We start from the raw sequence: 25,352 nt of genomic DNA on the forward strand, positions 1-25,352 counted from the left end.
TACGGCGCCTTGCGCCTAATCCGACCTACGACATCTCCGGCTTCATCAAACTCTTGCGGCTGATGGTCCTGCCCGACACCATGAACTCGCCGTTGCCGCGGTAATGCAGGGTTTCCGGCAGCTTGGGCGACGTAGCCACGTGGGCTTTCACGCACTCGAAGATGAAGAAGCCGCCTTTCGGATTGCCCGACACCTGCGCCAGCTTGCATTCGAAGTTGGCGTAGCACTCGGCGATCAGGGGCGCGCCCACCTGCTCGGCCGGCTGGGCCGTCAAGCCGAAGGCCGTGAATTTATCCGTGTCTTCGCCGCTGCAGTTGCCGATGGCGACCACCTGGTCGACCATGTCGGCCGTGGGCAGGTTGATCACGCACTCCATGCTGCGCTTGATCATTTCATAGCTGTGGTTCGCGTCGGAAATGAAGCAGCCCAGCAAGGATGGCGTGAATTCCATCAGCATGTGCCAGGCCATGGTCATGACGTCGCTTTCGCCCTGCCACGTTGAACTGACAAGCACCACCGGCCCCGGTTCGAGGAAGCGCCGGATATCGGCGACGGGATAATCTTCTTTGTGGTAATTTTTCATCTGGTCTCCAGGACGCGGTACGCCACAGCATAGCCCAACGGCGCCTTGCCGGGCGCGCGGCTGGCTGGCGGCGCCGTGTCATCCGCGCCGCGATTTGTGCAGTTCATCGCAAATTTCTCCCCAATGGAGATGTTGCACAATAGAATACACTGATCAACTACTCAAGGAAACCGCCATGCGCCCTCTGTTCCTGTTGTCAGTCCTGTCCCTCGCCTGCCTGTCCACTCTCGCGCATGCCGACGAGCAAACCCGCACGGTAGCCGCCTTCAACGCCATCGACATCCGCGGCCCCATCAGCATCGAAGTCGAATCGGGCAAGGAGCAAAGCCTGCTGCTGCGCGGCGACCAGAAATTCCTCAGCGGCGTGATCACGGAAGTAGTCGATGGCGAGCTGAAAATTTCCATGAAGGACAAGGACATCAAGAAAACGGATGGCGACCCGCGCATCATCATCACCATGCCCACCTTGCGCAAGCTGATCGCGGAAGGCGCTGGCGAAAAGATATTGACCAAGCTCAATGGCCCAAGAGTCGACATCAGCTACAAGGGCGCGGGCCGCCTGGCCGCCGATGGCCAGGTCGACTGGCTGCGCCTGAAGGCGCAAGGCGTGGGCGAAGTCGATACGAAAGCCTTGCTGGCGAAAAACGTCGACGTCAATTTCGAAGGCATCGGCTCCGTCAAGGTGTATTCCTCGGGCGAACTGAACGCCGTGGTGCGCGGCATGGGCGAACTGACCTATTACGGCAAGCCGAAGATCGTGCACAAGTCGATCGCCGGCATCGGCAGCGTGAATGCCGCCAAATAAGATTTCCTAGAACAACAAGGCCATCAGGCCACTGGAGACCGCATGACCGCAACACATGACACGCAAGCACCGCTGGTACTGCGCGAAGACGAGGGTGGCCTGGTCACCCTGCGCCTGAACCGTCCGCTGCAATTCAATGCGCTGTCGGAAGCCATGCTGACCGCGCTGCAAGAGGCCTTCGATGCCATCGGGCAGCAGCCGCACGTGCGCTGCGTGGTGCTGGCCGCCGAAGGCAAGGCCTTTTGCGCAGGCCACGATTTACGCCAGATGCAGGCCACGCGCCAGCTTGCGTATTATCAAACCCTGTTCGCGCAATGTTCGCGCGTGATGCAAGCCATTCAAACCTTGCCCGTGCCCGTGATTGCCCGCGTGCATGGCATCGCCACGGCGGCCGGCTGCCAGCTGGTCGCCAGCTGCGACTTGGCTGTGGCGGGCGCGTCCGCGCGCTTTGCCGTCTCCGGCATCAACGTGGGCCTGTTCTGCGCCACGCCATCGGTGGCCCTGTCGCGCAATGTGTCGCCCAAGCGGGCCTTCGACATGCTGGTGACGGGCCGCTTCATCGACGCCGACACGGCCGCCGACTGGGGTCTGATCAACGAAACGGTGGCCGACGCGGCGCTCGACGAGGCCGTGGCGCGCCTGGCGCAGCAGATCATGGCGAAAAGCCCGACGGCCATCCGCTACGGCAAGCAGATGTTCTACCGGCAGCGCCAGCTGCCGCTGGACGAGGCATATGCGTATGCGGGCGACGTGATGGCGCGCAATATGATGGAAGAGGATGCAAACGAAGGCGTGAGCGCCTTCCTGGAAAAACGGCCGCCCAGCTGGGCGGCCGTCAAGTAGCTTAACGTTCCTGCTTCATCTGCTGCTGCACAGAAAGACTCAAGGTACCCAGGTCTTCCTTGCCCAGCAGCGGCAATTGCGCCAGCAGCTGCATCAGGGCGGAACTGCCCGTCACGTCCAGCTCGGATGACTGCACCAGCACCGTGCCGGCGCCCGTGAAGTCGATCTGCTTTTCCTCGCCCGACAGGGTAAAACCCGTGAGCGCGCCGGCGGCCGAAGCCCAGCCCTGCACGTGGGCGTAATCGTAGTGATACGAGGGGCTGGGGCAATCAGCCCAGCCCAGCACGGCCTGCTCGTCCACGCGGCACGGCAACTCCAGGAAATGCACGGGGCCGTTCGACGAGGCGATCACTTTACCCGTGCCGATCATGGTCAGATAGCCGGGCAAGGTCGATTCCTGGCAAATCACATCCTTGGTAAAACCCAGCAGGTTTTTCGCGCGGATGGTCATGTTGGCGTTGTCCAGGTCGTAGCACGCCAGGTCGTTGCCGTTGTCGCCCAAAATCAATTGCCCCTGGCCTTGCGCCACGACAAAGTGGTGGATGTATTTCGGCGCGTTGAAGGCGTTGCGCACGATCAGGTCGAGCACGCTGCTGCCCATGGCTTCGAAGCGCAGCTCGCCATAGAAGGCGATCATCTTGCCCTTGCGAATGAAGATCTGCTCCTTGACGTCGATGACATACGAAAAACGGTTCAGGTTATCGTTCTTCGGCAAGGTATCGGGATTGTAAATCGTCATGGCTTACCTTTCGCTCGCTTGGATGTAGACCGTGCCCTGGCCCGTAAATTTCACCTGGTACGATTCGCCGGACGCCTGGCCAACGAAGGTTTTCCAGTTCAAGTCCGTGACGATGGTCGAGCTCAGCTGCCCCGTGTGGCCGATATACGCTTGCGGGTCGACAAACACGGGCACGTCCGGCGTGACGGGCAAGCCGATGGCGTTACCATCGGACAAAATCGCCACGTCGCCCGTGCCCTGCAAGGTGGTGGTAAACAGCCCTTGGCCGGAAGCCATGCCGCGCACCACGCCCTGCACGCCGCCCTGGTTGCCAAGGAACATGGTGCCGGCCGTCAGGCGCGCATCGAAGGCCAGCAGGGAGTCGCTTTCCACATAGAAAGTTTCGCCGCGCACGGGGACGATGGTGACGAACAGGCCGCCCTGCGCGTAAAACACGCTGCCCGTGCCACGCGCCGACATCATGGCGTAGCCTTCATTCGTGACGGCGCGCATGGCCAGGCTTTGCACGCCCTGGCCGGCCAGGAAGGAGCGGCTGAACGCCACGTCGCCCTGGTAGGACACCATGGCGCCCTTGCGCGCGAACACTTCTTCATTGCCGAGTTTGACCTCAAGCATCTTTTCATTGATCTGCTGATAGACAGGCATCGCGGGTCCTCGCTAACTTAACGTTCGGCGGGCTGGATGAACACCACGCCCTGGCCTGTGAATTTGTGCTGGTACGATTCGCCCGAGCTCTGGCCGATCATCGTGCGCCAGTTGACATCAAAAACGAATTCCTGGCGGATATCGCCCTTGAAGCCGACGAAGGCGTCCGGGTCCACGCGCAGCGGGTGCGCCGGCGTCACTTCCAGCATGATCAGGTTGCCGCGCGAAATGACGGCCAGGTTGCCGTGGCCTTCGACGGTGGTGGAAAACAGGCCCTGGCCCGAGCTGGCGCCGCGCAAGCCGGCAAAGCTGGTGCCCGTCTTCAGGCTCGTGTCGTAGGCCAGCAGGCTGCTGCTTTCGATGGTCAGCTTTTCGCCGGCCAGCGCCATGACGGTGATCTCGGCCGCATTCTGCGCGAAAAACACCGTGCCCGTGCCGGCGGCCTGCATCACCTGCATGCCTTCGTTCGTCACCTTGCGCTTGAGCGCGCCGAAGAGGCCCTCGCCACCAAGCAGGGACTTTTCAAATTTGATGGCGCCCGTATAGGCGACCATCGCGCCGGCAATCGCCAGCACTTTTTCATCCTGCAGGCGCACTTCCAGCAGGCGGTCGGTATTGGTGCGGAAACTGGTCACGCGCGACTCCCCAAGAATGCCAGGGCACAAAGCCATGGCTATCCGACAAGATACCGTTGGCTCTGCCGGCACGCAAGCGCTATTCCTGGCGAACGGGGGGTTCCCATAAAAAAAAGGCGTGCCCGGAGGCACGCCTTGCGTTCACGCAAATAACGGTTTATTCCGCCAGCACCGGCCTGGCGCCGCGCGCGTTCTGGAACAGCGGCACGGGATCATTGGTATTGACCTCGACCACCGTCACGCCCTGCACCACGCCAGCTACCTGGTAGCCGACGGCGCCCAGGTGGCGCGTGCCTTCGGCCAGGTTGGACCAGCTCAGCGAGACAGTTGCGGTGCCGCCCGTGTAGGCCGTGCCCGGCATCAGCGCCTTGAAGCCGCCATTCGACAAGCCCGGCGCCAGCACCCACGACGACAAGGTGTAGTCGGCCTGGCCGTTTTGCGGCGCAAAACCGATCACGCACACCTTGTAAGTGCCAGCGGCCGGCAGACGCAGTTCCACCTGCTCATTGGAACTTTCGTTACCGCTGCTGCCGACCAGCACATTGGCGGCGTTGTAGACCTCCATGTCCATGTCGGTATTCGCGCCGCCCGTCGTTTCCGCATCGTAGGTGGCAAAGCGCGCCGCCAGGGTACCGGCCGGGATCACCACGTTGTGCACGTTCACACCCGTGGCGCCGCCCGCCTTGCAGGCAGCCGATGCGGCAGCGCCCGTCGCCGCCTGGCCGATCGTGCGCGCCTGGCGCACGGCTTCGACCATTCCCGACTTGACGCCGACCAGCGCGCCCGAGAAGCCCGTGCCCAGGGTCAGCACCTTGCTCCCCGTGGCCGCTTCGCTGCTGACCAGTGGAATGGCGGCCAGCGCGGTGCCGCGCGCCGTCAGCGGGCTGCGCACCGTGTGCGTGCCATCCGTCCAGCTCAGGGCGCCGTAGGTCCAGGTATTGGCCGGCGCCGTGGTGCGCGTCAGCTTGACCTGGTACTGGCCCTTGGCGCCTGGCGCCAGGCTCAAGCTGGTTGGCGTCACCGCCACCGTATAGCCTGGCAGGCTGGCCGAGACGTTGTAGACGGCGCTGCTGGCGCCCACGTTGGTCACCGTGCGCGTCAGGGTTTGCGTGCCCAGCACGTTGGCTGCCGTCAGCGATGCCAGGTTCAGGTTGTAGGCAGCGATACCGCCGATGGCCTGGCAGGTGGCGGCGCTGTAGACCTTCAGGTTCAGGCCGCACAGGAAGCGCGCATAGTCGATTTCCGACATGTCGTACACGAGGCCCGGATCGGCCGCGCTGTTCGGCGCGATGTGGCCGGCGCCCTGGCCCCACGGCAGCTGGCCCGAGTTCTTCGCCGTGGCATCCCACGACACGGAACCGTTCAAGCCGTCCGAATAGGTGCTGAAGGCCGTCGTCATCAGCGCCGACTTGATGGCCGCGGGCGACCAGTCGGGATGCTGCTGCTTGAGCAATGCCGCCACGCCGGCCACGTGCGGGCTGGCCATCGAGGTGCCGGAATAGAAATCCCACTCGGCCGCCGGCGCCACGCCGCCTGCCGCCACGGCATCGCGCTGCGCCGGGGTCAGGTCGGCCGTCACGCCGGCCAGCACGTTGGTGCCGGGCGCCGACAGGTCGGGTTTCAGGATGTTCGCGTTGGCCACGTTCGGCCCGCGCGAGGAACGATCGCTGACGATCGGCGCCTGCACCGTCGTGTCGGGAATCGTATGGATTTCACCCAGCGCCGCCGTGCCATCGGGGTTTGCAGCCATGAAAGCCTTCAGCGCGTCGCCCTGGGCCTGCGCCAGGTGCACGGTCGACAGCGCGTGCGCCTGGTTGATGATGGTGTTGGCGCCGCCGGCCACGTTGGCGATGATCACGCCCGCCGCGCCGGCCGTCCTGGCATTCGCGCTCTTGTTGACCAGCACGTTGCCGCCACGGTCGCACACGAGTATCTTGCCCGCCACTTTCGCCGGATCCAGATACGCCGAGGTGGCATCGGCCACGCCAAAGCAGCGCAGCAGATTGAGGTCCGTCGGCAGCACGCCGGCCAGGCCCGCGTCGCGCGACTGGATCAGCGGCAGCGCCGGCGTATTCGCATTGCTCGATGCGCCTTCCAGCTTGCTGCCATTGCTGAGAATGACGTTGGCAGCGTACAGGCGGTTGTGGGTGGAATTGGCGACCGTTGCCAGCCACGGGCTGATGTGCGACACGGGCGCCGGCACGTCGGGTGCGGGCGTGGCCGGGCCGGAATTGCCGCCCGACGTGGCGACAAACACGCCAGCTGCCGCCGCGCCCAGGAAGGCGACTTCCGTCGGTTCGTCGAAGGCGCCGCCGCCCGCGTTCGGGCCGATGGAGAAGTTGATGACGTTGACGCCATCCTTGACCGCCTGGTCGATGGCGGCCACGCTGTCGGCCGTGGCGCAACCGTTGCGGCCCGTCGATGCTGCCGTCCAGCAGACTTTATAGGCGGCGATGCGGGCGCGCGGCGCCATGCCGGACGCCTTGCCCAGCGACACGCCGTTCGAGGTGGCCAGGGCGCCGTTGTTGCCGCCGGCCGTGGACGCCGTATGCGTGCCATGGCCGCCGTGCCCCGTCAGGCCGGCGACGGAATCGCGCGGCGACAAAAATTCCGTCCAGTGCAGCGCCGACGTGGCGGCGCGGTAGTAGCGCGCGCCGATCAGCTTGTTGTTGCAATTTTCGGCGCTAAAACCTTCACCCGTCTGGCAAGTGCCCTGCCAGCTGGCCGGCGGCGCGCCGTACACGACATTGCCGCCGCTGTGGCTGGGCACGCCATTTTCGTCGAGGCGGTCGGCAAAGGCCGTGTTCTCGGGCCAGATGCCGCTATCGACGATGCCGATGATGATGTCTTCACCGGCGTGCGCCTTGCCGCCCAGCTGCTCCCAGATGCCGCCCGGCTTGTCCAGGCCCAGGAAGCTGGGCGTGTAGCTGGTGTCGAGCTGCAGGATGGAATCGGCGCTGATGCTGGCCACGCCGCTGTTTTTCTTCAGGGCCCGCACTTCATCGTCCGTCAGCAAGGCGGAAAAGCCGTTGAAGACGACACTGTACTGGTGCGTGATTTGCGCCGCGCTGACGGTGCCGGCCACGGCGGCCTGCTTGGTGTCGAGGTAGCTCAAATAGGCCTGCACATCGGCGGCGCCCACGTTGATGCGCGCGCCCGGCGCCGGTCTGGTGGCGGCCAGGCCGTCGACCTGGCCCGTGTAGGTGGCGGCCGGCTTGTCGACCAGCTGCACGATGTAGGAGCGGCGTTCCTGCGCCTGCGCCGCTTGCGCCAGGCTGGCGGCCAGCAGAAGGATGCCGAGTGAAACGGGACGTAATCTCATCTCACGCTCCTTGCACGTTGGCTGCGGCGAACTTGCCGCTGCGGCGGCGCGACAGCATGCCGATGGCGCCCAGGCCGGCCAGCATCAGCATGTAGGTCGACGGTTCCGGCACGGCGCTGACATTGATATTGTCGAGCGCAAACTGGCCCTGGTTAAAGGCGGGGAAATCGATGGAATTGCTGCATGCGCCCGTGTCATTGAAAATGCAGGCATTGAAGGTCAGGCCCGTAAACGCGTAGTTGCTGAAACCGCCCAGCAGGGAGGCGCTCTGGAAAAAGTAATTGCCATCGCTGCCCTGGCCGGGAAACGCCAGCGAGGTGCTGATCACCTGGCCGTCGCTGAGGGTGCCGCTCAGCTGCAGCTGGCCCCAATTCTGGTTCGGCAAGCCGGAGACAGGCGCGATGAAGGAATAATCGAAACCGGCTAGGGTGAATGCCTGGTGGTCGGCACGCGCGAAGTTCACGCCGCCATCGTTGAGGATAGCCAGGTAGTTGCCGCTGGCGCCCTGCGGGCAGGCGGCGATATCGCACGACGAACCCGCGCGGCCATCGAGAATGGCGCCCACGCCGCTGACGCCGCCGCCGGCCGCCGTGGTCGGATCGGCCAGGAACAGCAGGTTGTAGCTCGACGTATTGAGCGTCTGGCCGCTTTCATACACGTCGGGGCGCAAGTTGTCGAAGGTCAGGACACCGGCCATGGCCGGTGCCGAGGCCAGCACGGACAAGGTGGCCAGCGCGGCAAGGATGGTGGCGCGACCGCGGGTAGCGGATGTATTGGCGGTGGCGGGCGATACCCGCGCATGTGATGAACGATGCATTCTATTCCCTTGATTGTTGTGGATAGATAGGTCGGCAGGTCTGGCGCCCGCTTTCAGCTTTTTCACAAAAGTGTCAACAAATATAGCAAATCGCATAAAACAAATATCATATTTTTAATATCATTTATTTATTTTTTATCTAACTCCGCGAAACTTTGTTTTGTTTTATCTATGAAAGCTTGAGGAATCTCAACGTTACATTTGAACAACAATGCTTCGCACTGCAGGCGCATGGGCCAGCGCGCCGGCGCGACTTCGGATAAGCTCGAAAACCGCGCCTGCCGCGTCGTCATCCCCGTCACATCGCGGTACACCTGTTCCATCCTGGAACACTTGCCTGCCCCCTCTGCCCCGCCTGATCCACCCCTGCCGCCCTTGCGCCGATGGCATGAAGCTTGCACAACAAGGACATCTACCGTGCTCAGGGAGCAGCATCATGGAACACTACCAACTTGGCGCCCAGGCAAGCGCGCGCTCCCGGCCGCGCCGGACTGTCCTGCTGTGCTGCACGCTGGCGCTGGCTTTTTTCCTGCTGGCCGCCAGGCTGGACCTGGCCGAACGGCTGACGCAGTCACTCTGGCGCCAGGAGCACTGGCAACTCGATGAACTGGCTCTGAGCCTGCTGGTGCTGGCGCTGGCGCTGGCCGGCTTCGCCGTGCGGCGCGGACGCCAGGTGGCGCTGCTGCTGGCGCAAAACCGCGCCCTCACGCAGCGTCTGCTGCGCGCGCAGGAAGAAGAGCGCTGCGCGCTGGCGCGCGAGCTGCACGATGAAGTGGGACAAGATTGCACGGCCATCCGCGCCGCCGCCAGCTACATCCTGCGCGCGCGCGACGGCGACCAGGCGAACGTGCAGGCGTGCGCCGCCAGCATCGCGCGCTCGTCGGAAGCGCTGCATGCGATGGTGCGCACCATGCTGCGCCGGCTGCGTCCGCCCGTGCTCGACAGTCTGGGCCTGGCGCCGGCCCTGCAGGCGCTGTGCGACAGCTGGGCCCAGCAGCACGGCATCGCTTGCCATTTCGCGCCGCAGGCCATCCCCGACAGCCTCGACGACAGCACCGCCACCGCCATCTACCGCCTGGTGCAGGAAGGCTTGACGAACGTGGCGCGCCACGCGGGCGCCGACCGGGCCACGGTGGAACTGCGCGCCGATGCGCACGGCGTGCTGCACCTGGCCATCGAAGACAATGGCCGCGGTTTATGCACGGACAAGACGCCAGCAGATGGCTTCGGCATGCTGGGCATGCGCGAAAGAGTGGCCGGCCTGCGTGGCCATATCCGCTGGATCAGCGCGCTGGGCAACGGCTTGCGCATCGAAGTGGCCCTGGCGGCACGGTGCGCAGCATGAACGCGGCCATGACCCCGATCCGCGTGATGCTGGTCGACGACCACCCGGTGGTGCGCACGGGCTACCGGCGCCTGCTGGAACAGGGCGGCGATATCACCGTCGTGGCCGAGGCGGGCAACGGCGAAACCGCATATGGTTTGCACCTGGAGCACGCGCCCGACGTCTGCGTGACGGATTTGTCCATGCCCGGCATCGGCGGCCTGGAATTGCTGCGCAAGCTGCTCGCCCGCGACGCCGGCGCCCGCGTGCTGGTGTTTACCATGCACGACACGCCGCAGCTGATCGCGCGCGCGTTTGACGGCGGCGCCTGCGGCTTCGTCAGCAAGCAGGCCGACCCGGAACACCTGGTCGACGCCGTGCGCGCCGCCCATGCGGGCCGGCGCTACCTCTATCCGCACAGCGCGCCTGACGTGCTGCAAGGCACGGCCCGCAGGGAGGCGGAACGTTTGAGCAGTTTGAGCCAGCGCGAATTCGAAATCTTCCGCCTGCTGGCCGAAGGCCGCAGCGCCGCCGACTGCGCCCGCCTGCTGCACCTGAGCAGCAAGACGGTGGCCAACCACCAGACTTGCATCAGGGAAAAGCTCGACGTGCCCGGCCCCGCCGCCCTCGTCCATCTTGCCCTGCGCAACGGCGTCATTGAACAGATCCACCCTTAAAACACGTAGCGCAAGCCCGCACTCACGCTGCGCGGCGCGCCGGCCGCATAAAAGGTCGCGTTGACCATCGGATACTCGCCGTTCACGGCCGGCAGTGGTCGGGCGGCGAAATTGCCGTTGGCGTCGAAACCCGTCGCGCCCAGCTGGGCCGCCGTCGCATAGTTGCGGTCGAACAGGTTATTGATTTGGGCGAACACGCTCAGCTGACGTGTCAGCTGGTATTTGCCATTGAGTTCAAAGACCGCGTAGCCGCCGCTCTTGCCCGCACCCAGGTACGCTGGCCCGCCCGCCTGGTGGGCATTGTTTTCATTGCCGCGTGCATAGGCACTCGACACGGCCGTCATGGCCAGGCCCACCGTCCAGTCGCGCCCGCCCTCGTAATCCACGTATGCTTTGAAAATATGGCTCGGTGTCAAGGGAATGCGCTTGCCCGGCGTGATGGCGATATTGCCTTCCAGGCCAGGCGCGTCCGCGTCGCTGCTGCTGTTGGCGCTGCCGTTGACCGTCTCCCGGCTTTGATACGTTGCCTGCAGCCACGTGTAGTTGACGCCGAAGTCCAGCGCGCCCGCCTTGCCGTCCAGCGCCAGTTCGGCGCCCTGGTGGCGCGTCTTGCCGAAATTCTTGAAGTAGCCGAAACCGGCCTGGTTGTCGGCCACGAACAGGATATCGTCGTGGTTTTCCGCGCGGAACAGGCCCGCGCTCCAGCGGGCCAGCTCGCCCCACTGGCCGCGCACGCCCGCTTCCCATGTCTTCGTCACCACCTGTTTCAAGGGCGGGTCGCCGGCCATGGCGTTGGGCAGGCGGCACGGGTTTTCCGGGTCGGCGCAGCCAAGCTCGATGGCCGTTGGCGTGCGGCTGCCTTCGTTGTAGCCGAGATAGGCGCTCACGCCCGCAGCCGGCGCATAGGCCAGGCCGATAGCGGGATTGAAGCGGCTGAAACGGTGATCGCCATCGAGCGAACCGCTGCCGCCGCCCGGCGTGATGGCGTCGCGGTTGCGCACGGTGCTGCGGTTGTAGCGGCCGGAAACAGTCAGGGTCAAGTCTTGCTTGAGCGCGATGCTGTCGCTCGCATACACGCTCCAGGTGCGCATGCGCCCGCTCAAGTCGACCCGGTTATCCACTGGCGTGCCGTCGTCGCCGATCTGCGTGCCGTCGGCAAAGAAGTCCACGGGCGTGATGCCGCGGTCCGGGTTCAGGTAGCCGAACTGGCTGGTCTGGCGAAAGGTGGCGTGACTCGTGTCGAAGGCGGCGCCGGCCGTGACGGCATGGCGCGATCCCGCCAGGTCGGCCAGCGCCGTGAACTGGCCCGAAAAACCGTAGTTTTCCTGCTGCGTATGGCTGCGGTTGATCATGCCATTGCATTTTTCGGCCGGCTCGTCGTTCAGCAGCACGTTGGCTATGCAACGCCATTTCGGAAACGGCGTATTGCCCGCATTCGCCCCGCTGGCGGGAAAGCCCGTGTAGCCGGCCGCCGCCAGGGCGGCCCGTTCGGCCGCGCCGGGCTGATAGATGGACTGGTCGAGCGACTCGTCGTTCAGGTCGCCGTTGTAGGTGTGCGTGTCGATCTTGCGGTAGTAGACATTGCCGGACAAGAGCAAGGCAGCGCTGGCCTGGTGTTTGCCCGTCAGGTTCAGCAAGGTCGACCTGTTTTGCGTCAAGTCCGGCTTGGTGTAGACGCTGCGGTAATCGCGCGCCAGCAGGCGCTGTTCCTGCAAGCCGTTGCCCGTCAGCGCATTGTCCGCGTGGGCCACGGTGGCGGCAATGTCCGTGCGCGCATCGCTCCAGCCGAGCTTGCCGAACAGCTGGCGCACGTCGGACGGGGAATCGTCGCGCCAGCCATCTTCCTTGAAACGGTTGCCCGTCACATACCAGTGCCAGCCTTGCGCATTGCTGCCGCCATGTTCGAACTCGACACCGCGGCGTTGATCGGAACCCAGACGCGCCTCGACGGCGGTGCCGGAATTGCTGCGGCCATCCTTGGTCTGCAGGGCCAGCGCGCCGCCCAGGGTGTTGAGGCCGAACAATGGATTCGAGCCCGGCATCAGGGTCAGCGATTTGATGGCCATGCGCGGTATCAAATCCCAGCTGACGACGTCGCCAAACGGCTGGTTCAGCCGCATGCCGTCGAGGTACACGGACAGGCCCTGCGGCGTGCCCAGCAACGGCGAGGCCGTGTAGCCACGGTAGCTGACGTCGGGCTGGAACGGGTTGTTCTGCACTTCGTTCACGACAACGCTGCCCAGGTTGCGGCGCAGAAAGGCGGATAAGTCCAGCGCGCCGCTGGAGGCGATCTGCTGCGCGCTGGCCGTCTGCACGGGCGCGGCGAACGTGTCACTCGCCTGCTCCACGGTGGGCAGCGGCATGCTGCCCGTGATGATGACGGTGGGCAAGTCGCCCGAGGCGGCCAGGCTTGCACCAGCAGGCTCGGCAGCCTGCGCCTGGCACAGCGCCATGGCCGCGGCGGCGAATAAAGTCAGTTTCATGCGTATCCCCGTTTTTATCATGGTTTTTATGTCTGTCCAGTATCGGACAGCTACCATCGATGAACTAGGGAAAAACTCCCGCCGTGCGGGGAACTAACGCTGCAAGGGCAAGTAACTCTGCTTGAGCTGGCGCAAGACAAAGCTCGATTTGCTGTGGCGGATGCCGGGAATTTTGTATAAACGCTCGCGCAGCAGGCGTTCATAGTCGCGCGTGTCGCTCACGGCGATGCGCAGGTAGTAATCGTAGTCGCCCGAGACAAGGAACGCTTCCAGCACTTCCGGGATCATGGCCAGCGCGTGGCCGAACTCGAACAGGGCCTGGTCGGAATGGTCATCCAGGGTGACTTGCACGATGACGGTGTCGGCCAGCCCCACCTTGGCCGCGTTGACGTTCACCGTGTAGCCTTCGATGACGCCATCGTCTTCCATGCGCTTGATGCGCGCCCAGCATGGCGACGAGGTCAGGCCCACCTTGGCGCTCAGCTCGTGCAGGCTGATGCGGGCATCCTGCTGCAGGGCCGTCAGGATGGCGAGATCGAATTTATCCAGCTTCATTCTGTCATATCCTTATTTCACAGAAAATTTTGCTGAAGTCTACATTCTATACGAGAAAACCAGCAGCCTTTTCTGCCGGGGCAAGCAGAAAATAGACACATGAAACCCGATCCCGCTCCCCTCCTCGCTCCCGCCCACGATCTTGCGCCGCGCAACGGCGCCAGCACCCTGATCGACACCCTGCTGGCACTGGGCGTCGACACCGTCTTCGGCTACCCGGGCGGCGCCGTGCTGCCCCTGTACGATGCGCTGCACGCGCAACCCCGCTTGCGCCACGTGCTGGTGCGCCACGAGCAGGCGGCCGTGCACGCGGCCGAGGGTTATGCGCGCAGCACGGGCCGGCCCGGCGTCGTCTTCGTCACGTCCGGCCCCGGCATGAGCAATACCACCACGGGCTTGCTCGACGCCCTGTGCGATTCGATACCCGTCATCTGCATCAGCGGCCAAGTGGCCAGCACCAGCATCGGCACGAACGCCTTCCAGGAATGCGACGCGCTGGGCATTTCGCGCCCCGTCACCAAGTGGAACCGGCAAATCCGCGCAGCCGAGGAAACGGCGGCCGTGGTGCACGAAGCGTACGCGCAAGCCACGCAGGGCCGGCCCGGTCCCGTGCTGATCGATTTTCCCAAGGATATGCAACTGGCGCCCGTTGCGGCCAACACGCCGCCGCCATCCGTCGCAGCCGTCCCTGCTCCCCTGCCCGAGGCGGCCGATATCGAGCAAGCCGCCAGTCTGATCGCCTCCGCGCGCCAGCCCGTGTTCTATGGCGGCGGGGGCCTCATCAATTCCGGCCTCGATGCCTGCGCCGCTTTCGGCCAACTGGTGAAACTGGCGGCCGCGCCATGCACCCTGACCCTGCTGGGACTGGGCGCCTTTCCCGCCGCGCACCCGGCCTTCCTCGGCATGCTGGGCATGCACGGCACGCTGGAAGCGAACCTGGCCATGCACCACGCGGATCTGATCGTCTGCGTCGGCGCCCGCTTCGACGACCGGGTGACGGGCAGGCTCGATGCCTTCTGCCCGGGCGCGAAAATCATCCACGTCGATATCGACCCGGCGTCGATCGGCAAGGTGGTGCGCGCCGACGTGGCCCTGCGCGGCGATTGCGCGCCCGTGCTGGCGGCCTTGCTGGCGCAGCTGCGCGGCCGCTTGCTGGCCGACCGCCAGCCGTGGTGGCAGCGCATCGACGGCTGGCGCGCGCAGGAAAGTTTGGCCTTCGACGACACGCTTGACGTGATCGCACCGCAGGCGCTGATGCGACGACTGCAGGCGGCGCTCGATGGCAAGGACGCCATCGTGTCCACGGACGTGGGCCAGCACCAGATGTGGGCCGCGCAGCATATGCGCTTCGAGCAGCCGCGCCGCTGGCTCACCTCGGGCGGCGCCGGCACCATGGGGTATGGCTTGCCAGCCGCCATCGGCGCGCAGATCGCTCATCCGGGAAAATGCGTCGTGTGCGTCAGCGGCGACGCGTCGATTTTGATGAATATCCAGGAACTGGCGACCGCCGTGCAGCACCACCTGCCCGTGAAAGTAGTGCTGTCGAACAATGGCTACATGGGCATGGTGCGCCAGTGGCAGGAACTGCACCACGGCGAGCGCTACAGCCACAGCTACACGGAAGCCCTGCCCGACTTCGTCGCCCTGGCGCGCGCCTTCGGCTGGCAGGCGCACACGGTGAGCCGGCGCGAGGAGCTCGACGGGGCACTGGCGGCCTGCCTGGCATCGAGCGGCCCCTACTTCCTCGACGTGCGCGTGCATGGCGAGGAAAACTGCTTCCCCATGATGGCGCCGGGCGCGGGGCATCATGAAGTGACCCTCTCCAAGGGCAAAGTGTACAGCGAGCGGTAATCCGGCATGACCACCAGCCGCGCCAACGATGTTGTCGGATTACGCGTGGCGTTGCCACGCTAATCCATCACCTCTCGCCACCACGGGTAGGTCGGATTAGCGGCGGTACGCCGCGTAATCCGACATCACCACGGACCGGATTACGCCCAAATCCTGTAGACCCAATAACTTTCATCCTCGCGGCTGGCGCGTGCCAGTTCCGTGGGGCTCAGGCCCGTGATGGCGCGCACTTCGCGGCACAGGTGGGCCTGGTCGGCGTAACCGCCCTCGGCGGCAATATCGGTCCAGGAAGCATTGCCTTGCAGCATGGCTTCTCGCGCGTCGAGAAACGACTGTTCCGCGCGGCGCATGCGGCGCAGGGTGCGCATGGGCTGGCCGGCCCAGGCCTTGATGCGGCGCTCGATATTGCGCGCGCCGCTGGCCAGGCCCGTCGAGGCCGCCTGCACGCCCAGGCGGCGCACCCAGTCCTGGATGGCGCCGGCCGGCTGGTCGCCGCTCTTGCGCGCCAGCGCCCAGCGCGGCGCGAGAAAATCCTCCACCAGCCTGACGCGCGCTGCATCGTCGGGCGCGGCCAGCACGGCGTCGGACAAGGCCAGCCAGTCGGCGTCGAACAGCGGTGCCAGCGGACGCACCTGGTCGAACAGGGCCGCCATGTCGATGCCCGTCAACGCATGCAGGGCGGCCGGATACAGCATCACCATGAACGAGTGCACGGGGCCGGGGTTGTAGCTGACCAGGGGATAGCCGCGCGGCCCGCTGAACAGGGCCGGCGGCATGCGCACGTGCAGCAGGTCGGGAGCCGGCGCGGCCGCCTCGACATCGCCCGCGACCGTCCACAGCAGGCAGCACATGGGCGTGGCGGGAAAACGGTTCAGGCGCTGCGCGGGCGGCAGCGGCGCGCAATGCGTGGTGTCGCGCACGAGGAAGGCGCGCACGCAGGAAGCGAGCGCGGTGCGCGGCGCGATCAAACGGGTCAGGGGCGGTGGGGCGGCAGGCATGGCGACGATTGTACCGGCAATTTCTGGCCGCGCGCGCTGTCGTATTCGTTCAAGACGCGCATGCGCAAGCGCGCTACAGTCAGGCCATCGTTCCACGACAACAGGAGCTTGCCATGCCACCACTCGACCACGCCGCCGCATCCGCCACCACCCTGCGCCAGATCCGCCAGTTGCCGGGGCCATTCGCCTTGCCCATCATCGGCAACGCCATGCAAGTGAGACTGCCGCGCATCCACCGCGACGTGGAAGGCTGGGTACGCCGCTATGGCCCCTTCGTGCGCGCCTGGTTTGGCCGCACCCTGGTGCTGGTGGTGGCCGACAGCGAGGCCGTGGCCGCCGTGCTGCGCGACCGCCCGGACGGCTTCCGCCGCCCTCTCAGCAGCTACACGATTTCGGTGGAAATGGGTGGCAATCCCGGCGTCTTCCTGGCCGAAGGCAGCGAGTGGCGCAACCAGCGCCGCATGGTCATGGCCGGCATGGCGCCTGGCGCCATCAAGGCGTATTTCCCCGCGCTGGTGACGGTGGCGCAGCGCCTGCAGCGGCGCTGGCAGCATGCCGCCACGCAAGGCCAGGCCATCGCCCTCGACGGCGACCTGAAACGCTACACGGTCGACATCATCGCCGGGCTGGCCTTCGGCAGCGAAGTCAACACGCTTGAATCGGGCGAGGACGTGATCCAGCGCCACCTGGACGCCATCCTGCCGGCCGTGGCAAGGCGCAGCCTGTCGATGCTGCCGTACTGGCGCTACGTCAAGCTGCCCGTCGACCGGCGCCTGGACCGCGACGTTGCAGCGCTGGACGTGGCCGTGGCGCAACTGGTGCGGCAGGCGCGCGAACGCATGGCGCACGACCCCGCGCGGCGCGTGCGGCCACCGAACCTGCTCGAAGCCATGATCGCCGCCGCCGACGAAAAGGACAGCGGCGTGAACGACCGCGCCGTGGCCGGCAATGTGCTGACCATGCTGCTGGCCGGTGAAGACACGACGGCCAACACGATTTCCTGGATCATCTACCTGCTGCAGCGCCATCCGCACAGCCTGGCCAAGGCGCGCGAGGAAGTGCGGCGCCTGGCGCCCGACGTGGCGCAGTTCAGCGTGGCGCAAATGGATAGCCTCGACTACCTGGGCGCCTGCGCCAGCGAGGCCATGCGCTTGAAACCGGTGGCCCCCTACATTCCGCTCGAAGCGCTGCGCGACACGGTGGTGGGCGACGTAGCCGTGCCCGCCGGCAGCATGCTGTGGTGCGTGATGCGCCACGACAGCGTATCCGATGCGCACTTTCCCGACGCGCAAGCGTTCCGGCCCGAGCGCTGGCTGGAGGGCAGCGCCGAGGCGAACAACAAACGCGCCGCCATGCCGTTTGGCGGGGGCTTGCGCACCTGTCCCGGCCGCTATCTGGCCTTGCTGGAAATCAAGATCGCCATGGCCATGCTGCTGGGCAGCTTCGACATCGCCGGCGTCGATACGCCCGATGGCGGCGAGGCGCAGGAGCTGATGGGTTTTGTCATGTCGCCCATCGGTTTGACGATGCGCCTGGCGCGGCCGCAGTGATACCATGGGGGAAGTCCCATTCATTCGACCTCCCCATGACTATCCGCCTGGAATCGCCGCAGCAAGCCGACGTGCAAACCCTGATCGCCGAGCTTGATGCCTATCAACAGACCCTGTACCCGGCCGAGTGCGTCTACTCGCTGGACCTGGCATCGTTGCCGCCTGACACCCTGCTGTTCGCCGTCGCCCGCGATGCCGATGGCCGCGCGCGCGCCTGCGGCGCCATCGTCGTCACGCCCGCATTCGGCGAAGTCAAGCGCATGTACGTGCACCCGGACAGCCGCGGCCTGGGCCTGGCCAGGCGCCTGCTAAGCTTGCTGGAAGAGCAGGCGCTGGCGCGCGGCTGCCGCTTGCTGACGTTAGAGACGGGCATTCACCAGCCGGCAGCCATCGCCCTGTACGCGCGCCACGGCTACCAGCGGCGCGGGCCGTACGGCGACTATCCCGACGATCCGTTCAGTGTCTTCATGGAAAAACCGCTGCAGGTGGCGGCATGAGCGCGCCTGCCGACAGCCTGTTTGATATCCGCGCGCGCCTGCGCGCCTTTGCCGACGAACGCGACTGGGACCAGTTCCACACGCCGAAAAATCTGGCCATGGCCCTGTCCGTGGAAGTGGCGGAACTGGTCGAGCACTACCAGTGGCTGCCCACGGGCGCGGACGCCGAACTCGACGATGCCAAACGCACGGGCATCCGCCACGAGCTGGCCGACGTGCTGATGTACCTGGTGCGCCTGGCCGACAAGAGCGGCGTCGACCTGCATGCTGCCGTGCTGGAAAAGATGGCACTGAACGCGCAGAAATACCCGGCGCAACAGGTGCGCGGCGACGCGCGCAAATATAGCGAGTATTGAGCGAATACTGAGACACTCACGCGTGCGTGGCTGCCGCGCAAAAAGGCGTAGCATCAAGCCATGCGTACTCCTCTTTCCCTGCTGCTTGCCTGCCTGCTCTATGGCCCGGTTGCCCTGGCGCAAACCGCGCCCGTTCCGCAAGTCAAAGTGGACGCCACGCGCGACCCCGTCGATAAATCCTACCGCAAGATGCTGCAGGGCGTGGACCGTTTCGAGCGCGACCATGCGCTGGCGCCGCAAGCAGTGCTGCGCTTTCGCTTGCTACCGCGCCAGCCCGGTGTGGACATGACGGGCGTGCGGCTGCGCATCGCTGGCGACACCGTCAGCATCCCCTTGCCCCTGGCCGAGGACAACAGCTTTGCCCCCGTGCGCAATGCACAGGCCGCGCGCGAAGACGCCGTGCTGATCGCCAACCGCAAGGCCACCACCATGAGCTGGCGCGCGCAAGTCATCACGCCCGGCTTGCCGCCCGGCACGCGGCGCCTGGGCGACTTGCGCCTGGAATGCCGCGCCGGCATGGATTCGGGCCTGATCTCGAACGACCCGCAAATCATCGCCTGGCTGTCCAGCATGCTCTATAGCACGGACAAGGTCTGTTCCGAGCCGGACGGCAACTACCTGTTCTTCACGGACCGCCCCCTGTTCGGCGTGACCCTCGTGCATGGCGAGCGCAGGGTTTCATTACCGTTCAAGATGCTGTACGCGGGCGGCGAGCAGACCCCCGCCTCGCTGCCCTACTGCGATTGCCAGGTCTTGCTTGACCGCACGTATTACGCGCCCCTGTGGGACAGCAACTGGCCCGACGATACCCTGCTGGAATTTAACTATATGGACGAGGTGGCGCCATGAAGTGGCTGAGTGTCTTCGTGCTGATGCTGCTGGCCGCCTGCTCCGGCACGCGCGCCTTGCAAGCGAGCAAGAATGTGCCCTACGCTACGCTGGAGCAAACGGTGCAAGCAGGCAGCAGCACGCGCGAGCAAGTACGCGCGGCGCTGGGCGAGAGCACGTCCATCCGTTTCGACAGCGGCAATGAAGTGTGGATGTACACCTACCCGGCCGCCTCGGGCGCGCAGGGAGAGTATGTGATTTTGTTTGGCGGGGATGGGGTGGTGAAGAAGGTACGCAGCGGGGAAGTGTACCGGGTGAAGCAGTAAGAGTACCCCACAGGCAAAACCCGGGGTCAGACCCGACGGGTCTGACCCCAGCATTTTGCTACCTGGCCTTTAACAGCGCCCTTGCTGCCACACCCGCACCCACGCTACGCCCCACGCCGGCCGCCTTGCGCTTGGGCGAGGCCTTTAATTTGAAGATGCCGATCGACTGGGCCACGCTCTCGGTGCGCTGCGCCAGGCTGCTGGCGGCCGCGGCCGCCTGCTCCACCAGCGCCGCGTTCTGCTGCGTGATGCCATCCATGTGGATGACGGCCTGGTTGACTTGCCCGATGCCCTGGTTCTGCTCGCGCGTGGTCGAGGAAATCTCGTCCATCACTTCCGTCACGCGGGCCACCGAGGCGATCACTTCCGTCATGGTGGCGCCCGCATTGCTGGTCAGCACGCTGCCCGCATTCACGGTGGCGATCGAATGGTCGATCAGGTTTTTCACCTCTTTGGCGGCGGTAGCCGAGCGCTGCGCCAGGCTGCGCACTTCGCCGGCCACGACGGCAAAGCCGCGGCCATGCTCGCCCGCGCGCGCCGCTTCCACAGCCGCGTTCAAGGCGAGGATATTCGTCTGGAAGGCGATGCCATCGATCAAGCCGATGATGTCGAGAATCTTGCGCGACGAGGTGCTGATCTCGTCCATCGTGGTGACCACTTCGCTGACGATGGTGCCGCCCTTGGCCGCGACGGTCGACGCCTGCGCTGCCAGCTTGTTGGCCGTGTCCACGTGGTCGGCGCTGTTCTGCACGGTGGACGTCAGCTCTTCCATGCTGGCCGCCGTCTGTTCCAGGCTGGACGCCTGCGATTCCGTGCGGCTGGACAAGTCCATATTGCCCGTGGCGATCTCGGCCGTGGTGATGCGGATATCCTCGAAGTTGGCGCGCACGTCGCCGATGATGCTGTGCAAGTTGATGTTGGTCTGGCGCAAGGCCGCCATCAATTGGCCCATGTCGTCGTCGCGCACTTTGTCGATGACGCCCGTCAAGTCGCCGCCCGCCATCTTGCGCGCCATCGTGACGGCGTCACCCAGCGGAGCGACGAGCGAATTGTGCAGATGGGCCCAGAAATACAGCATCAGCGCGACGGCGGCGGCGGCGGCACCGCTGAGCCAGCTGCGCGTGGCCGTGCTTGTGTCTCCATCGATATTCCACACGGCGCAGCCGAGGATGGCCAGCACCACGCCAAAGACGATGCAATGGAAGGCCAGGTCTTGCGACAGGGTCAGCTTGCGCCATTCGGCCAGCTTGGCGACCCAGCCCTGGCGCACGACGCGGCCATTGCGGATCGCCAGCTTGGAGGTATTGCCGTCTTTGAAACTTTTATACAGGGCTGCCGCTTCGTTGATCTGCTCGCGCGAGGGCTTGGTGCGCACGGACATATAACCGATCGGGCGGCCGTTTTCGATCACGGGCGTGATATTGGCGAAGACCCAGTAGAAATCACCGTTCTTGCAGCGGTTCTTGACCATGCCGGTCCACGGCATGCCCGTCTTGATGGTGTCCCACAGGTCGGCAAACGCTTCGGCCGGCATATCGGGATGACGCAGGATATTCTGTGGCGCACCCAGCAGTTCCATTTCTGAAAAACCGCTGACTTCAATGAAATACTGATTGGCGTAATTGATGTTTCCCTGTAAATCCGTCGTGGAAACAATCGTCATGCCTTCATTTAATACGTATTCATTTTGCGTGATAGGCGTATTGACCCGCATCGTCGCTCCTCTATTTTTTTTCAACTAGCATAACAAAAACATAAAAACAATATACCACATCAAGCACCCTTGATATATCGCTTCGGCGACAGTGACACTGGTCAAATAATTTAATAAAAACCAATTCATTTATTTTTTAGAATTTACTTTGATTCAACTTGATTGATTTTATTGAATGCAAAATTCAAATTACGCGCACACACAATAATTAATAAAAAATTATGTATCTGCGCGGCAGGCGATAAATACGGCGTATGTGCCGATAAAAAGACGCAGGAAGACTGCCGTCATGGCCGGCGCATGGCGACACCTGCCGCCAACAATAACGCGGCAACAATATTCATTTCTTGAGGGAAAATAAAAACTGGCGCGAACGCGCCAGTGAGGGATGTGTCTCCAATCCGCGACACAGGCGCCGGAGCGCCCGTGTGGATGGATTACTTAAAGGTTTTGCGCGGCGACTTCGGACGCGGTGGCGCAGGCTTGCGCTCCGTCGTGCCGTCATCGAGGCTGATGCGCAGTTTCTGGCCAGAGACGACGACCGATTTCAGGTGGTCGAGGATTTCCGGCGGCATGCCTTCCGGCAGATCCAGCACGCTGTAGTTGTCAAAGATATCGATGCGGCCGATATGCTTGGCTTCCAGGTTCGCTTCGTTGGCGATGGCGCCGACGATGTTGCTTGGCGTCACGGCGTGCTCACGGCCCACTTCGATGCGGTAAGCCGTCACGCCCGGGCGTGGACGTTCCTTCTTCGGCGCGCGCGGCGCTGGGGCTGCCTCGCCCGCGTCCGCTGGTGCATCCTTGAACGCTGGCGCGGACTTGGCGGCAAACGGCTTGCGTGGCGCGGCTGGCGGCGCCAGGTCCGGCGCGTCGCCGTCACGGCTGATGCGCAGCTGCTGGCCCGCGACCCACACGGTTTTCAGCTGATCCAGCAATTCTTTCGGCATGCTGTCTGGCAAGTCCAGGACGCTGTAGTCGTCATAGATTTCGATGCGGCCGATGTTTTTCGAATCGATGCCCGCTTCGTTGGCGATGGCGCCCACGATATTGCCTGGTTTTACGCCATGCTGATGACCGACTTCAATGCGGAAGGTCTGCATGCCGGCGTCGGCTGGACGTTGAATGCGCTCCTTTTTCGGGAAGGCCGGGCGTTCGCTGCGCTCGTTGCGGTCGAAGCGGTCGCCCCGTTCCGGACGGTCGTTGCGCTCAAAACGATCCTGGCGCACAGGACGGTCGTCCTGCCACGTGGCTTGCTCGCGCGCCTTGTTCTTGTCCAGCAGCAGCGGCGTATTGCCACGCGCCATCTTCGCCAGGGCGGCGGCGATTTCGATGGCGGGAATGTTTTGCTCACGCTCGAAATCCTCGATCAGCGACTGGAACTGTTCCAGCTCGCCCAAGGCCAGGGTTTCGCTGATTTGCTCTTTGAACTTGGCGATACGCACGTCGTTGACGGCCTGGATCGTTGGCAGTTCCAGCATGCCGATCGGCTGGCGGGTCGAGCGTTCGATGGCTTTCAACAAGTTCTTTTCACGCGGGGTGATGAACAAAATCGCTTCGCCGCTGCGGCCGGCGCGGCCCGTGCGGCCGATGCGGTGGGTGTAGCTTTCCGGGTCGTGCGGCACGTCGTAGTTGACGACGTGGCTGATGCGCTCGACGTCCAGGCCGCGGGCGGCCACGTCGGTTGCCACGAGGATGTCGATCTTGCCGTCTTTCAACTGCTGGATCGTGCGCTCGCGCTGCGCTTGCTGGATGTCGCCATTGATGGCGGCAGCCGAGAAGCCACGCGCTTGCAGCTTGCCGGCCAGCTCTTCCGTACCCAGCTTGGTGCGGGCAAAGATGATCATGCCGTCAAACGCTTCCGCTTCCAGGATGCGGGTCAGCGCGTCGAGCTTGTGCATGCCCGACACCAGCCAGTAGCGCTGGCGGATGTTGTCGGCCGTGCCCGTCTTGGCGGCGACCGTCACTTCGGCCGGGTTCACCAGGTAGGTCGTGGCGATGCGCTTGATGACGGAAGGCATGGTGGCCGAGAACAGGGCCGTTTGATGGCCTTCCGGGGTTTCTTTCAAGATACGTTCGACGTCGTCGATAAAGCCCATGCGCAGCATTTCATCGGCTTCGTCCAGCACCAGGGTTTTCAGCTTGGACAGGTCGAGCGAACCCTTGTCCAGGTGATCGATGACGCGGCCTGGGGTGCCGACGATGACGTGCACGCCGCGGCGCAGGGCCGACAGCTGCGGGCCGTAGCTTTGGCCGCCGTAGATCGGCAACACGTGGAAGCCGGGGATGTGGGCGGCGTACACCTGGAACGCTTCGGCGACCTGGATGGCCAGTTCGCGCGTCGGTGCCAGGACCAGGGCTTGGGGTGAGCTTTGTTTCAGATCGATGCGCGACAGGATCGGCAAGGCGAAGGCGGCGGTTTTACCCGTGCCTGTTTGCGCCTGGCCCAGCACGTCGCGGTTCGCGAGCAATAATGGAATCGTGGCCGCCTGGATAGGCGACGGTGTTTCGTAACCGACATCCTTGAGCGCGCGAATCAGCGGCTCGCTCAGGTTAAGGTCGGAAAATAAGGAAATTGGTGTATCAGACATGAAATCACTCACAAGTTCGCTCGAATCGCCCAATGCGAAAGAGTGTATCTGCTAGTTTACTCTTTACTGGACCTTACCGGGTGGAACGAGGCGGCAGAACGCCATTTTTTGCATTCTAAAACGCAGAAAAATCGGCGATCCGCACGCAATTGGTGCAAAAATCAAACAATATTATGTGTTTTGCAATGGATATGCCGGTTTTACAGGTGCGCCTCGATATTGCTTGCCGCATCGACCGAGTGGCGCAAAAATTCCAGCAAGTCCTCGTTCAGCCTGTCCTTGTGCGTCGTCGCCAGACCGTGCGGCGCGCCCGCATACACGAGCAGCTTGCTGCCGATGATGAGCTCGGCAGTGCGCCGCGCCGAAGCGGCGATCGGTACGATCTGGTCGTCGTCGCCATGGATCACCAGGGTCGGCACATCGAATTTGGCCAGGTCAGCCGTGAAATCCGTCTCGGAAAATTGCTTGATGCACAGGTAAGACGCCGGCATGCCCGCCTGCATGCCTTGCCGCCAGAAACCATCGCGCACGCCCTGCGAGGGCTTCGCATCGGGCCGGTTGTAGCCATAGAAGGCCACACTCAAGTCACGGAAAAACTGGCTGCGGTCGGCCTGCACGCCGGCGCGGATGGCGTCAAAGGTGGATAGCGGCAAGCCCAGCGGATTGTCGTCCGTCTGCAGCATCAGCGGCGGCACGGCGCCCACGAGCACGGCGCCAGCCAGGCGCCCGGTGCCATGGCGGCCGATGTAGCGCGCCACTTCGCCGCCGCCCGTCGAGTGGCCGACGAGCGTGGCGCCCGTCAAGTCCAGCGCGGCGATCAGGGCCGCCAGGTCGTCGGCATAGGTATCCATGTCGTTGCCGTCGAAGGGCTGGCTGGAACGGCCATGGCCGCGCCGGTCGTGCGCGATGACGCGGTAGCCGCGCGAGGCCAGGTAAAACATCTGGTCTTCCCACGCGTCGGACGACAAGGGCCAGCCGTGGCTGAAGACGACGGGCGGGCCGCTGCCCCAGTCCTTGTAGTAGATCAATGTACCGTCGGCGGTACGCAGGGTATTGTTTGAATGCAAGTCAGGGGATGTCATGGAACGCTCCTTGTCGGTGAACCAGCAGCCATTGTGGCCGCAATGGCGCACGCACGCCGCGCGCTACGCTGGAGCATTGCGGTAGAGTAAGATTGCCGCTGCTTTGCTTTCCCGTATTCACTTTTGGAGTTGTC

The 25,352-nt window shown here is 64.3% G+C and carries 23 protein-coding genes; 10 read left to right on the plus strand and 13 right to left on the minus strand.

Going from position 1 to position 25,352, the window contains the following annotated elements; genetic code table 11:
• Positions 1–25: 25 nt before the first annotated feature.
• Positions 26–583, minus strand: coding sequence for a flavin reductase family protein (locus KO539_RS28025; protein ID WP_219313446.1), 558 nt, complete (start codon positions 581–583; stop codon positions 26–28).
• Positions 584–758: 175 nt separating this feature from the next.
• Between KO539_RS28025 and KO539_RS28030 the strand changes: the two genes are divergently transcribed.
• Together KO539_RS28030 and KO539_RS28035 are read left to right on the plus strand one after the other, a co-directional pair.
• Entirely contained in the window at positions 759–1,388 is a 630-nt protein-coding gene (locus KO539_RS28030; protein WP_035824377.1) for a head GIN domain-containing protein, read from the plus strand.
• A gap of 42 nt (positions 1,389–1,430) precedes the next feature.
• Positions 1,431–2,231, plus strand: a complete 801-nt coding sequence (locus KO539_RS28035; RefSeq protein ID WP_219313448.1) for an enoyl-CoA hydratase — start codon at positions 1,431–1,433, stop codon at positions 2,229–2,231.
• 1 nt (position 2,232) lies between these two features.
• Here KO539_RS28035 and KO539_RS28040 read toward each other — a convergent pair whose 3' ends face one another.
• From KO539_RS28040 to KO539_RS28065, 6 genes are all read right to left on the minus strand, one after another.
• Positions 2,233–2,970, minus strand: a complete 738-nt coding sequence (locus tag KO539_RS28040; RefSeq protein ID WP_099378587.1) for an AIM24 family protein — start codon at positions 2,968–2,970, stop codon at positions 2,233–2,235.
• Positions 2,971–2,973: 3 nt separating this feature from the next.
• Entirely contained in the window at positions 2,974–3,615 is a 642-nt protein-coding gene (locus KO539_RS28045) for an AIM24 family protein (RefSeq protein WP_034753503.1), read from the minus strand.
• A gap of 17 nt (positions 3,616–3,632) precedes the next feature.
• Positions 3,633–4,250, minus strand: a complete 618-nt coding sequence (locus KO539_RS28050) for an AIM24 family protein (protein ID WP_035828590.1) — start codon at positions 4,248–4,250, stop codon at positions 3,633–3,635.
• Between the two features lie 157 nt (positions 4,251–4,407).
• Positions 4,408–7,572, minus strand: a complete 3,165-nt coding sequence (locus KO539_RS28055; protein ID WP_219313450.1) for a S8 family serine peptidase — start codon at positions 7,570–7,572, stop codon at positions 4,408–4,410.
• Between the two features lies 1 nt (position 7,573).
• The gene (locus KO539_RS28060) at positions 7,574–8,389 is read right to left on the minus strand and encodes an NF038120 family PEP-CTERM protein (RefSeq protein ID WP_219313452.1); all 816 of its coding nucleotides are present in this window, start codon (positions 8,387–8,389) and stop codon (positions 7,574–7,576) included.
• A gap of 128 nt (positions 8,390–8,517) precedes the next feature.
• Entirely contained in the window at positions 8,518–8,712 is a 195-nt protein-coding gene (locus KO539_RS28065) for a hypothetical protein (RefSeq protein ID WP_219313454.1), read from the minus strand.
• A gap of 113 nt (positions 8,713–8,825) precedes the next feature.
• On the opposite strand from KO539_RS28065, the gene KO539_RS28070 reads away from it, so the two are divergent.
• Positions 8,826–9,734 carry a histidine kinase gene (locus KO539_RS28070; protein WP_219313456.1) on the plus strand — a complete coding sequence of 303 codons (909 nt, stop codon included), beginning with the start codon at positions 8,826–8,828 and terminating at the stop codon, positions 9,732–9,734.
• Between the two features lie 8 nt (positions 9,735–9,742).
• Entirely contained in the window at positions 9,743–10,390 is a 648-nt protein-coding gene (locus KO539_RS28075; protein ID WP_219313458.1) for a response regulator transcription factor, read from the plus strand.
• On the opposite strand, the gene KO539_RS28080 is transcribed toward KO539_RS28075, so the two are convergent.
• Complete coding sequence (locus tag KO539_RS28080) at positions 10,387–12,873, minus strand: TonB-dependent receptor (protein WP_257626522.1); 2,487 nt, start codon at positions 12,871–12,873, stop codon at positions 10,387–10,389. The two genes, KO539_RS28075 and KO539_RS28080, sit on opposite strands and share 4 nt — an antisense overlap.
• A 93-nt stretch (positions 12,874–12,966) precedes the next feature.
• Complete coding sequence (locus KO539_RS28085) at positions 12,967–13,428, minus strand: Lrp/AsnC family transcriptional regulator (RefSeq protein ID WP_034784295.1); 462 nt, start codon at positions 13,426–13,428, stop codon at positions 12,967–12,969.
• A gap of 99 nt (positions 13,429–13,527) precedes the next feature.
• Here KO539_RS28085 and ilvB point away from each other — a divergent pair, with 99 nt between their 5' ends.
• Entirely contained in the window at positions 13,528–15,279 is a 1,752-nt protein-coding gene (gene ilvB / locus KO539_RS28090; protein ID WP_219313460.1) for a biosynthetic-type acetolactate synthase large subunit, read from the plus strand.
• Between the two features lie 140 nt (positions 15,280–15,419).
• Here the strand turns inward: ilvB and KO539_RS28095 are convergent, their stop codons facing one another.
• Positions 15,420–16,277: an AraC family transcriptional regulator gene (locus tag KO539_RS28095; RefSeq protein ID WP_257626523.1), complete on the minus strand. Its 858-nt coding sequence runs from the start codon at positions 16,275–16,277 to the stop codon at positions 15,420–15,422.
• Positions 16,278–16,390: 113 nt separating this feature from the next.
• Here KO539_RS28095 and KO539_RS28100 point away from each other — a divergent pair, with 113 nt between their 5' ends.
• Genes KO539_RS28100 through bamE form a run of 5 tightly spaced genes read left to right on the plus strand, consistent with a single transcriptional unit; the run spans position 16,391 to position 19,834 of the window.
• Positions 16,391–17,827, plus strand: coding sequence for a cytochrome P450 (locus KO539_RS28100; protein WP_219313462.1), 1,437 nt, complete (start codon positions 16,391–16,393; stop codon positions 17,825–17,827).
• A gap of 35 nt (positions 17,828–17,862) precedes the next feature.
• Complete coding sequence (locus KO539_RS28105) at positions 17,863–18,324, plus strand: GNAT family N-acetyltransferase (protein WP_219313464.1); 462 nt, start codon at positions 17,863–17,865, stop codon at positions 18,322–18,324.
• Entirely contained in the window at positions 18,321–18,680 is a 360-nt protein-coding gene (locus KO539_RS28110; RefSeq protein ID WP_219313466.1) for a nucleotide pyrophosphohydrolase, read from the plus strand. The genes KO539_RS28105 and KO539_RS28110 overlap by 4 nt, the downstream gene beginning before the upstream one ends.
• A 60-nt stretch (positions 18,681–18,740) precedes the next feature.
• The gene (locus KO539_RS28115; RefSeq protein ID WP_219313468.1) at positions 18,741–19,529 is read left to right on the plus strand and encodes a hypothetical protein; all 789 of its coding nucleotides are present in this window, start codon (positions 18,741–18,743) and stop codon (positions 19,527–19,529) included.
• Complete coding sequence (bamE, locus tag KO539_RS28120; protein WP_176390772.1) at positions 19,526–19,834, plus strand: outer membrane protein assembly factor BamE; 309 nt, start codon at positions 19,526–19,528, stop codon at positions 19,832–19,834. Before KO539_RS28115 ends, bamE begins: the two co-directional genes overlap by 4 nt.
• Before the next feature lie 58 nt (positions 19,835–19,892).
• Here the strand turns inward: bamE and KO539_RS28125 are convergent, their stop codons facing one another.
• The 3 genes from KO539_RS28125 to KO539_RS28135 form a co-directional block, all read right to left on the minus strand.
• Positions 19,893–21,548 (minus strand): PAS domain-containing methyl-accepting chemotaxis protein, encoded by a 1,656-nt coding sequence (locus KO539_RS28125; RefSeq protein ID WP_219313470.1) that lies wholly within the window; start codon positions 21,546–21,548, stop codon positions 19,893–19,895.
• A gap of 437 nt (positions 21,549–21,985) precedes the next feature.
• Positions 21,986–24,136 (minus strand): DEAD/DEAH box helicase, encoded by a 2,151-nt coding sequence (locus KO539_RS28130; RefSeq protein ID WP_219313472.1) that lies wholly within the window; start codon positions 24,134–24,136, stop codon positions 21,986–21,988.
• A gap of 200 nt (positions 24,137–24,336) precedes the next feature.
• Positions 24,337–25,218, minus strand: a complete 882-nt coding sequence (locus KO539_RS28135; protein WP_219313474.1) for an alpha/beta fold hydrolase — start codon at positions 25,216–25,218, stop codon at positions 24,337–24,339.
• Positions 25,219–25,352: the final 134 nt, after the last annotated feature.

This window comes from Janthinobacterium sp. NKUCC06_STL, assembly GCF_019345455.1.
GTDB lineage: Bacteria > Pseudomonadota > Gammaproteobacteria > Burkholderiales > Burkholderiaceae_D > Janthinobacterium > Janthinobacterium rivuli.